Raw genomic sequence first — 10970 nt, 5'->3', positions numbered from 1 at the left:
ATGAATATACTTCTGATATAGAGATTAAGCCTATTTCTTTGAGATATTTATTAGTTAAAGCTTTAGATAGTATAGGGCTGTTGGATATTCTCCAATAGCCTTTTCTTGTATTAGCATATTCCCAAGCTTTGTTATTGAGAATTCCTAATTTAACAAGATTATCGTGTTTTGTTTTAGTCTTTTTCCATTGCTTCCAAAAACACATTCTTATCCTTCGCCTTAACCATTCATCAAGTGTTTTAAGAATATTTCTCATATCGGCGATAGCGAAATAATTTATCCACCCCACTATTGCTTGTTTTAATTTTAGAAACCTATATTCAATATTCATTGCATTACTTCTTGAAGTTAACTTCTTAAGTTTTGCTTTAAATTTGTTTAAAGACTTCTCATGAGTTCTTATTCTGTATTCACCTTTACCTCTGTAAAAGGAAAATCCTAGAAATTTAAGTTTCCAAGGTCTATCAACTGCACTTTTGTCTTTATTTACTTTGAGTTTTAACTTCTTTTCAATAAACTTCGTAATGCTCTTCATTACTCTGTTTGCAGCTTTCTTGCTTTTAACATATATATTACTATCATCAGCGTATCTACAAAAGCAAAGCTTACGCTTTGTTAGTTCTACATCAAGTTCATGTAACATTATGTTGCTTAATAATGGGGATAATGGTCCACCTTGCGGTGCTCCTTCTTCTGTTCCCATAACCACACCATTTATCATTACACCACTCTTCAGATATTTTCGTATTAGAGAAATTACTCTGCTATCTTTTATATCATTAGATAACAGTCTTATTACCTTATCGTGGTTTATTGTATCAAAGTATTTTGCAAGGTCTATATCTACTGCCCAAGTATATCCTGCATTAATATATTGCCTGCATTTTTCAACAGCTTGCTTCGCACTTCTTAATGGCCTAAAACCATAACTATTGTTTATAAATTTACCTTCATATATAGGTATTAGAATTTGAGCAATAGCTTGTTGAATAACTCTATCTACTACAGTAGGTATTCCTAATAATCTCTTTCCGCCGTCAGGCTTAGGTATTTCTACTCTCCTTACAGGTTGTGGTTTGTATTTACCCTCTAGTAATGATTGCCTTAATTTCTGTCCATGTTCTTTTAGGTATTGTAGAAGTTCATCTACTGTCATACCATCAATACCATGACTTCCCTTATTGGCTTTTACTCTTTTATAAGCATTATTCATATTATCTTTAGATAATATTTGCTCCAGTAAATCATTACCGTATTCATTGACATCGTTTCTTCCTTCTTTAGACATGGAAGGAATACTAGGCACTTCTATATTAGTTTTGAGTTCCACTCTATTTTCATATAGATAGTCTTCTTTATGAAGTTGTCTGCTTTTATCATATTTCTTCGTATCTTTCAAAATTCTGAAACCTCCTATTGTTCAGTCCTTCCCACGCTAACGCGTTTAACGTGGTACTATGACCTCTGCTGACTTCTGATAGTTCAGCCATACATCACTGTATGGGTTGTTATTTCTAAATTCATATTCATAACTTATCTATCAGACCTCCCCAGGTAAGAACGCTTACTTTCCCTCCATATATCTGCTACATTTACATCGCCTGTTTCGGATAGTTTAGGGCTTTGTTTTGTTTAGCAAACTCACCCACAAGCACATGCCTTATATGTAGTTTCTGTTCGTCAGACCAGAGTTTTGCCGCCGACTTCCTTCAGATTCCACCTCACGATGGACACCCTTATCTTAAGCTAACGGTTGGCACTATCAACCCCCGTATCGGACTTTCACCGACAAGTAAGCGCCCATGCTGGGCGCACTAAAAAAAGGTATTGGCATATGCCAATACCTTAGAGATTTAATTATTTTTTATGCTTGATAAATTATATTATCTTTCGTCTTTGTCATGGTGACAATGATGATGTTTCTTATGGCAGCATTTTTTATGCCAGCAATGCCACCAAAAGTCGCATGGATCATCACATGGATGAGGTCTATGGCATTTCTTTTCTTCTTTTCTACATTCATCTTTTTCTTTTCTACATTCATCTTTTTCTTCTTTACACTTATCCTCTTTCTTACGTCTACATTTATCTTCTTCATGATGACCATATCCATATACATAATCATCTTCATAGCCATAACCGTAGTCATAATCATATTCATAGTCATATTTTTTTTCGTTATACATAAAAATTTCCCCCATTATTTTATTTATATTTTTAGAAAATTACTAATGCTAGCTTTTAATTGATTAAATATTATATTACCTAATGGCTAATTTAAAAAAATTCTCTCTTTCGTTACGAAAGCTTATTCTTGTTACTTTTCAGCTTTCTTATATATACTATGAATAAAGCTCAAAAAAGTTTCTTTTAAAATTAAATCATATTAAATTTTTTACAAAAATATATATTTTATATTTTTATTTCATTATTTGCTTATTATTAGAAAATAAGCTTTAAGTATCTTATATTTAATTAAAAATTGAAACTTTATCTAACTTTAAATTGAAAGTAAAAACAGGTATTGGCACAAGCCAATACCTTAGAAATTTATTAATTCTATAATTAATTTTTTAGTATTTAAAACTATTTCTATCTTTCGTCATATTCGTAGTAAGGATGATGTTTTTTATGACAGCATTTTTTATGCCAATAATCCCACCATTCATCACATGGATGGTGTTTATGACATTTCTTCTCTTCTTTTTCACATTTCTCTTCTTCTTTTTTACACTTATCTTCTTTACAATAATCGTGGTAATACTCATCTTCATAATCGTGGTCATGTTTCTTACAATGGCATTCTTTATACCAATAATCCCACCATTCATCACATGGATGGTGTTTATGACATTTCTTTTCTTCTTTTTCACATTTCTCTTCTTCTTTTTTACACTTATCTTCCTCATAGTAATCGTAGTCATATTCATCTTCATAATCATGATCATGTTTCTTACAATGACATTCTTTATGCCAATTATACCACCAGTAATAGCAAGGATCATAATAATTATGATGTTTCATTTTCTCTTTTTTATCACATTTTTTCTCTTCTTCATAGAAGTCGTAGCAATATTTATAATCAGAATCTTGTTCATATTTTTTTTCATTATACATTAATAATTCCCCCATCACTTTTTATCTTATTTATATTATTAAAAGAGCTAGTTATTAAATCTTACTTTCTTACCTATAAATTAAATTTAAGTTATATAATTATCTTTAGGTGCATTTATAGAACTTTCTCTTTTGCTGTGAATACTTTGCTTCATTAAATTAATTTTCTTTGAAGCCCTTCTATATATTATGGCTATAATTAAAAAAAGGTTACTTTTTAAAGGCTAAATTAAAATTAAATTAAAATTTCACAAAAAATTTATAATATGTAAGTTTGTTTTACTATTGTTTATTGTTTCAAGTTAATTTTTTAGGCTACATTAATTTAATTCACAACTTAATTTAATTCACAATTCACAATACAAAATTCACAATTATGGATATTTCTCAGCGGAAATTGAGAAATATAGAATTGATTTTTTTTAAGTTACACAGTAACTTCTTATAAAAAAACTAACAATTGTATAGCTAGTAAAAAATCCATTAAAGAAATTAATTCGTTGAGAATCAATTTCCTCCATAATTTTCAATTCTCCATTGCCTAAGCTCTTTTTTAACGATAAAATGAAAATAAGCCCTATGAATTTCATAGGGCTTACGCTTTTAAATACTTAAAAGCTAAAATGAGGGACAAAGTAAAAGATTATTGCAATTTTTTTATATAATACTCGTGGGTAAATACAGTATTATAATAGTTGTGTTATATGTTTCCTATTATACATTATAATTTTTATGTTTTTATGTTTTTTAAATAATATTAACAAATTACTCTCAAATCCTTAATACTTGTACATAATTTAAATAGAAAAGATAATTAGATTTAATAAATTTCTTTTATAATTAATAAAAATCATATTTTTTATATTTGTTATATACAAAAAACGACATTTCATTATAGTTAACCTATTTTATTTGTTATGGCCTTTCCTATGCTTCAAAGTAATTTACCAGATTATATTAGTTTTACATTATATTGAGCTTTATTTAAAAGGAAATTTTTAACAATTTGCATCTTCTTTAACTGTTTTCTAATAAATATAATATTTAATTATTAAATTAATTTGCTGATATAGCAAATTAAAATACCTTCAACAAAGAAATAATTCCACCTTTACTTTGAAGCTTGCCTTGAAATTCCATAGTGTTTATTAAATTTCTTATTTCTGAATAGCTCTTTTCCATTCTACTTACTAACTCACTAAAACACATAGGTCTTTCCATTAATAGATTTACTATACCTTCTTCTAAATCTGATAAATTATCAAATAAGCTTAATTGAACATTAGTCATTGCTCTTTTATCATCTATTAGCTGAGAAGTATTTATAAAAATTTTCGCCTTCTCTTCTAATATGAGTTTGTTTGTTCCTATAGCTTCTCTTGAATATATATTGTTAGGTACTGCATATATTTCTCGATTTAATACTCTCCCAAAATTTGCAGTTATTAAAGCACCGCTCTTTTCTGAGGCTTCCACTACTAAAAGCTTTCTGCACCATGAAGCTATTAAATAATTTCTCTTAGGAAAATTGTAGTATTCAGGTTTAGTTGTAGGTGGAAACTGAGATAATATCACACCATTATCTATAATTTTTTTCATAAGCTCCTTTTGCTCTGAAGGATAACATATGTCAACACTATTTCCTAAAAAAGCTAGTGTATATCCACTGTTTTTTATTGCTACAGTATGTGCCTGACTATCTATACCTTTAGCAAAACCGCTAATTATAGGAATATCTTTTAAAACTAAAGCTTCTACTACTTCTCTGGTTACATTTTTTCCATAATTACTGCATCTTCTTGCACCTACAATGCTTACGCCATTCTTTACTTCCTTTAGTTCACCTTTGTAATAAAGGACTATTGGACTTTCATCACATTCCTTAGCATAATTTGGATATAGTTTATCTTCATAAGTTAATATTTTTATCCCTAGAGCTGCACATCTATTATATATTTCTCGTGCCTCTTTTAAGTCTCTACTGTTTAATATACTTTCTATTGAAGTTTTTCTTAATCCTTCTATTTTACTAAGTTCTTCTTTATTAGAAATATATATTTTGTAAGGGCAGTTAAATTCTTTTAATAAAATTCTTGTGGTTTTAACTCCTACATTTTTCAACTTACTAAGCCAAATATAAAATACGTCTATATTGTCCATCTAAGAAACCACATCCATTCTTCCCTCTTCCTTTTCTAAATCCCTACTCATCAATGCTTTTACAACATGAGACTTTTCAATGTTTTTAAATCCATCCAAATCTGCAAAAGTTCTTGCTACCTTTAAAAATTTATTAAAGCTTCTAGCACTAAACTTAAATATATCATATGCTTTCCTCATGAGCTCCTTTCCTTCATTATCTAACATACAAAATTCTCTTACATGACTATCTTTCATTTGATTGTTACAGTTAACATTGGATATATTTTTAAATCTTTCTCTTTGGATATTCCTTGCAAACTCTACTCTTTCCCTTAAACTACTAGAGCTTAAAGAAGGTTTAAATTCCGATAAATCAATAAAATCCACTGGATTCATATATTTTTGTATATCAATTCTATCTAAAATAGGCCCAGATATTTTTTGTCTATATTTTAAAACTTCATAATCACTGCATTTACATCGATCATGACCAAAATATCCGCAGGGACATGGATGTGAGTTTCAAGTTTGATATATGTAAAAATAAAAAATTTCTAAATTCTTCACGTAATACTTCTAAAGATGTTTCTATAGGGGAAAAGTTAAGGACCTTAAGGCTTAATAACAATTTAACATTGAAACAATTATCTAATGTTATAGGGATAAGTCATACTACCCTAATGCATGTTGAGCAAAATAAAATAAACCTTCCATATAATTATTGGAAAATGATATGTGATTTTTTTGAGGAAAATCATATAAGCTATTTATCTCTAGATTCTTTTCCTGAAAACTCAGTAAAAGAAAAATTATTAAAAATTAGAGCTTATACAGGTGCTAAAAGTTGGGAGGAGGTTGGAAAATACATAGGGTATAGCGAAGGGTTTACAATAGACCTTCTAACTCGGTACACTCCTAATGCTAATCACCTAAAGGTTATAAATTCAACTTTAGATAAATTAAAAAAACGATAGACTAAATACCTATCGTTTTTTTATGATCACCCTTCTTTTGCCGCCTTCATTTATAACAATTATAACCATACCCATACCAACTCCCCCATGATGTCTATATTTTTTCGCTAACATAATTATAACATTAATTCATCATTAGTAAAGAACATATGTTCGTATATTTTTGTTTTTGTATAATTTTGTTATGTATTTAATAGCAGATTGCGGAAAACAAAAAGGATTACTAGGTACAATTCCTAATAATCCTTTTTAAAAAATTAATATATTTAAACATAAAGTTTTTTATATATTTAATCCTTTTAAAATTAATTTTTTTTGAACAGTTGTTAGTATAGAATAATCTAATATTTCTACTTCCTCTCTTAAAAAATCCGAAGTAATTTTTCTAAATTTATTGCCTCTTTCAACTTCAACAATTTTTATTGAATCATCTTCAAATTTAGTTCCATTAAAATAAGCTTCAATAAATCTATCTTTACTGTTACCCGTATATAATAAACAATCTATTAAAATTCTCCCCTTTATTTTTTTTATCCTTAAATCATTTTCAATATTATTTAATAATAAAGTTGGAGGTTCGCAACAAAGTTCTATAATAAAAGGTTTATAATCTACGTCAATATTGTCTATTAACTTATATGAGTATTTTTTTAAATCTAAACATATCATGTTCCTCACCCTCCTTTATAGATTATTAAAAAGTATTAACTAATTTATAGTATAATATTCATCTATTAATTGTAAAGTGTTTTTTATTATATTATGTGCTGATGCACAAGTATCTATTAGTTTTGTATCATCATAATTTTTTAAAGGATCATTCCAATGAAATAATGAATGTCTTTGCTTGTAATAAAAATTATATAACTTATTAAGATAGCATATTTTCTTACTAGATCCTATGTTTTTATTATATGTATCTATTAATGCATATGTCCCGTTATCCTTAGGAGCAAACATATTAAATCCATTATTGCAATTAATTTCATGCTTACCTAAGATAAATTTTAGAAATCCTTCTAATGCCCTCAATGCTGGAAATATCAAAAAAGAGGCATCAAATAATTCAGCGTAAATATTTAAATTATAAACTGCTTGATGTAGTACTCTGGTAATTTTCTCTGGAATTTTTTCTTTTGAATTTATAAAATATCCTTCAAATTGAGTTGCAACGTTTTGTTTATCTATATTAATTTTAAACAAATCATTATTTATCTCATTCATTTGATCTAATTCAACTACCTCTGAGATATATGATAATAATAATGATGAAATCTTTCCAAATTTTCCTTGTATAAGTAATTTGTTTTGCTCAATAAACATTTTTATAACTATTTCTTCCTTTTCCAATTTAAGTCTATACATTTTAATTCCGATATTATTACTATCCATTCTAATATTTAAATTTGTATCATCTTTTAATGTATCTAATATAAATTCAATATCTTCTAGTGTTATATCTGTTACAGTTATCCATGATTGTCCCTTATTTATCTTATTACCATTAAATAATGCTTTTTTTGCTAATCTGTCAACCTCTTCATTATATTTATCTCCACTATGACCACTTACTTTTTCAAATTTAATATTTACTTTTTCTTTATACTTATTAATGAATTCAACATATTTTTTAACTGTTAAATCTTTGGCTTTCCACTCACCCGTAATCCATTTAGAAATTCCTTCATAATCATGCTTTATTATAATATTCTTATATCCATTATCACATGCCCATTTTACTACATACATTGATCCCTGTAATTCACCCGCAACATTATTTAGTTTTAAGGCAACACAATCATCTCCATATGCATAATATGAGTGAATTTTTCCATCTTTATTAATGATAACACACCCAAAGGAGTATCTATTACTTTCTTTAGAATAACTTCCATCTATGTATGCTACTATTCCATCTAATTCTAATGCCTGTTTTTTGTGTATTTCAATACTATCAATTCCATTTAAATATAGCTCTGCTTCCTCCTGTGTAGAGAAAGATTTATATACAGCATTCTTATATCCAGTTATATTTTCTTGACATTCTTTCCACGTTAAGAATATTCCTGTATTAACTCCTGCTTTCACAGCATAAAATTTATTTTTTTTTGCCATTCTAAACACCTCATCTAATAAATTTATTCTAAGATTAAATCAATTGCTTCTTCTGATTTTTTTCCTTTTTTTCTATCAAATGAATCAATAACATTAAATGTAACTATATCATTCATCTTTATATTTTTATTAGTTCCTAGAACATTTTTCATTTGAAAATAATATGATGATATATTATCCTTAATGAATCCAGCCTTTCTATTACCAATAATATTAGAAACTACACCTTCTTTTCTAGATTTATCATTCTTAATCTCCTTAATTGCAATCTCTTCCAGACATTGTATATTATTAATTACTTTAATGTTATATGTATCATTTAACTCCTTAATTCTACTTTTAATTAAATTTTTTTCATCATAATTATATATGTGTTCAAAACAAGCCATATAATAAACATATGCTTCTTTCTTTTTATTAAGTTTATAAAATAAGTCTGCTAACAATTTTATTGCTCCAACTTTTCTTTCTATTGGTTCTTTTAATAACATTAATCTCGATGCAATAATGATGCCATCATTAAAATTTTCCATCTCAATATACATTTTTGATAATTCGTACATAATAATCCAATGATTAAACTCATTATTTAATTTACTTAATTCCATAACAGACTCATGCTTTTTATTTAACTCCCAAAGACAATTTGCCTTAATCCTTCTAATCCATTTATCTTGATTATTGTGAAATTTTTCAATTTCACATAAAATATAATCACAATTTTCAATACATTCTGTGTAATTTTCTAAATTATATTGACATTTTATTTTAATATAAAACCAATCTTCTAATGGAGAAGCAATCTCTATAGTTCTTTCATTCTTCATTTTTATTTGATAAGTATTTTTAGATAAAATTTTATAATCAAGTTTATCTAGCCATTCAATCATCAATTCATATTTATTATTTATATCTGATTTCTGAATTAATTTAATAATTTTAAAAACTGTTTTTTCATATGGCAATTTTTCATCTTGTACTGTTATTTTTAATAAAAAATCAGCTATTGGGATTAGTTCTGACAATTCTTTTGTATCATTTGCATCTAAATTCTTAAAATATTTCTCATACACACACCAAGACAATAAATCTTTTATATATTTAAAGCTTCTATTATTTACATATACATTTTTTGCAACACTAATTGCTTCATCTACTTTGTTTAAATTTTTTAAAGTATCAGCATATTCCCAACCTAACCATTTATCAAAGCTATTCTCATTATAAATTTTACAATATATTTTTTCTGCTTCTTTATATTCATGCTTTTTTCTTAGTTCTTGTGCTTTAATCCTTAACTGCTCCATATTATCCTCCATTATTGTATTTTCAAAAATATTGCTATATAATGAAGATAAAATAATTGAAAATACATATACTCTTAATATACCACCCTTGATTTAGCCGTCTTGGTGGTTTATTTTCTTTTATAATATAATATATTTTACAGCTTGTACAGTTTTCGACATAATTATATATTTTTTTCCACAAGAAGCTAATAAAGGATAATTGCCACTTTCTACAAGGATTACGGTAATTTATTATAATATAAGTTTAATATTTTCTATAATTATTACAAGAACACAATTTGGACAAATGAGAAGGTAGCTCCTAACCTAAGTTAAGAACTACCTTTAAACTATAATATATCTATATAATCCGCATATACATAACCACCATGTTTAGAGTAATAAATGTGTATCCAATCTTCCTCTTTCCTATATAGCCTTACTTTTTCTCCATGTTGTAAAACACCTAATATTTTGCTATTAGTGGATTTACTCTGTCTTACATTTAAACCGTCTTTTGCAGTTACTATGCCAGTTTTACCATCTAAAGAGTACCAATCATTATTAGGTGTAGACCTTCCTGTAATTCCTTCTACAATCGCACTAGCTAATCTTTCTGAACCTAACTTTTTATATAGCTCTACATCTGCACTATCTATAAAAAATAATTCTATTAACATCGCTTTAGACTTTGTATTTCTTATTACATATAAATTGCTGCCATTTTTAACCCCTCTATTATTAAATCCTAAATTTGTTATATTCTTCAAAGTTTCCTGTGCTTCTGTAAATATATCATTATTATAGGTATATATTTCTGTTCCTTGTCCTCCTCCTNNCCATAATCTATACCTATTTTCATTTTACTAATCCTCCCTCTTAATTTCTTTCTTATTGCCTTCTTTAAGTTGTATTAGCATATCTTTTAATTTATCTGGAATTGGAACGCCCGCTCTAGTTGCATTTTCCAGAATACTTATTCCTTCCATACTTGCATAGAAAAATATAACCATACTTCTAACTATCCCATTTGCTCCAGTAACATTATCTACAGATACCCCAACTCCAACAATTATAAGTATTATTATTTTTTTAGCTAAACCCCTAAATCCTGCGCTAGAACTTAGGTTCTTGTCTTTACCTGCACAAATTAATCCTGTAATATAATCCAATACCATAAGTAGCAGCAATGTTTTTAATGCCATATCTAATCCTCCAAAGAAATAATTTGCACAAGCTCCTGCACCTGCTACAACTGTACTAATAAATCTATCCCATTGTAAATTTTTCATTTTGCACCTCTCTTTTTAATTAAAAATAGGCAAAATAAAAA

At 27.3% G+C, this 10970-nt stretch carries 11 protein-coding genes; 1 reads left to right on the top strand and 10 read right to left on the bottom strand.

Annotated features, from left to right (window positions below):
* From ltrA to B3603_RS03370, 5 genes are all read right to left on the bottom strand, one after another.
* Window positions 1–1399, bottom strand: a 1399-nt coding sequence (gene ltrA / locus B3603_RS03390) for a group II intron reverse transcriptase/maturase (RefSeq protein WP_291560754.1), incomplete at its 3' end; no start/stop codon positions are given.
* A gap of 484 nt (window positions 1400–1883) precedes the next feature.
* Window positions 1884–2186 carry a hypothetical protein gene (locus B3603_RS03385; protein WP_291560752.1) on the bottom strand — a complete coding sequence of 101 codons (303 nt, stop codon included), beginning with the start codon at window positions 2184–2186 and terminating at the stop codon, window positions 1884–1886.
* Between the two features lie 406 nt (window positions 2187–2592).
* Window positions 2593–3117 carry a hypothetical protein gene (locus tag B3603_RS03380; protein WP_291560749.1) on the bottom strand — a complete coding sequence of 175 codons (525 nt, stop codon included), beginning with the start codon at window positions 3115–3117 and terminating at the stop codon, window positions 2593–2595.
* A 1077-nt stretch (window positions 3118–4194) separates the two neighbouring features.
* On the bottom strand, window positions 4195–5277 hold the full coding sequence (dprA, locus tag B3603_RS03375) for a DNA-processing protein DprA (RefSeq protein ID WP_291560745.1): 1083 nt from the start codon (window positions 5275–5277) through the stop codon (window positions 4195–4197).
* Complete coding sequence (locus B3603_RS03370; RefSeq protein ID WP_291560743.1) at window positions 5278–5655, bottom strand: hypothetical protein; 378 nt, start codon at window positions 5653–5655, stop codon at window positions 5278–5280.
* A gap of 119 nt (window positions 5656–5774) precedes the next feature.
* Between B3603_RS03370 and B3603_RS03365 the strand changes: the two genes are divergently transcribed.
* Entirely contained in the window at window positions 5775–6233 is a 459-nt protein-coding gene (locus tag B3603_RS03365; RefSeq protein WP_291560741.1) for a helix-turn-helix domain-containing protein, read from the top strand.
* Between the two features lie 282 nt (window positions 6234–6515).
* Here the strand turns inward: B3603_RS03365 and B3603_RS03360 are convergent, their stop codons facing one another.
* The 5 genes from B3603_RS03360 to B3603_RS03340 form a co-directional block, all read right to left on the bottom strand.
* Window positions 6516–6902 (bottom strand): type II toxin-antitoxin system RnlB family antitoxin, encoded by a 387-nt coding sequence (locus B3603_RS03360; RefSeq protein ID WP_291560738.1) that lies wholly within the window; start codon window positions 6900–6902, stop codon window positions 6516–6518.
* 39 nt (window positions 6903–6941) lie between these two features.
* Window positions 6942–8348, bottom strand: a complete 1407-nt coding sequence (locus tag B3603_RS03355; protein WP_291560736.1) for a viroplasmin family protein — start codon at window positions 8346–8348, stop codon at window positions 6942–6944.
* Window positions 8349–8371: 23 nt separating this feature from the next.
* Window positions 8372–9655, bottom strand: a complete 1284-nt coding sequence (locus tag B3603_RS03350) for a hypothetical protein (protein ID WP_291560734.1) — start codon at window positions 9653–9655, stop codon at window positions 8372–8374.
* A 332-nt stretch (window positions 9656–9987) separates the two neighbouring features.
* The gene (locus B3603_RS03345; protein WP_291560756.1) at window positions 9988–10452 is read right to left on the bottom strand and encodes an SH3 domain-containing protein; all 465 of its coding nucleotides are present in this window, start codon (window positions 10450–10452) and stop codon (window positions 9988–9990) included.
* 51 nt (window positions 10453–10503) lie between these two features.
* Window positions 10504–10929 carry a phage holin family protein gene (locus tag B3603_RS03340; RefSeq protein WP_291560731.1) on the bottom strand — a complete coding sequence of 142 codons (426 nt, stop codon included), beginning with the start codon at window positions 10927–10929 and terminating at the stop codon, window positions 10504–10506.
* Window positions 10930–10970 lie beyond the last annotated feature (41 nt).

It is taken from the genome of Clostridium sp. UBA2485, from assembly GCF_002341865.1.
Lineage (GTDB): Bacteria > Bacillota > Clostridia > Clostridiales > Clostridiaceae > Clostridium_J.
The sequence above is the reverse complement of the archived record's forward strand: the minus strand, read 5'-3'. Positions and strand labels throughout refer to the sequence as shown.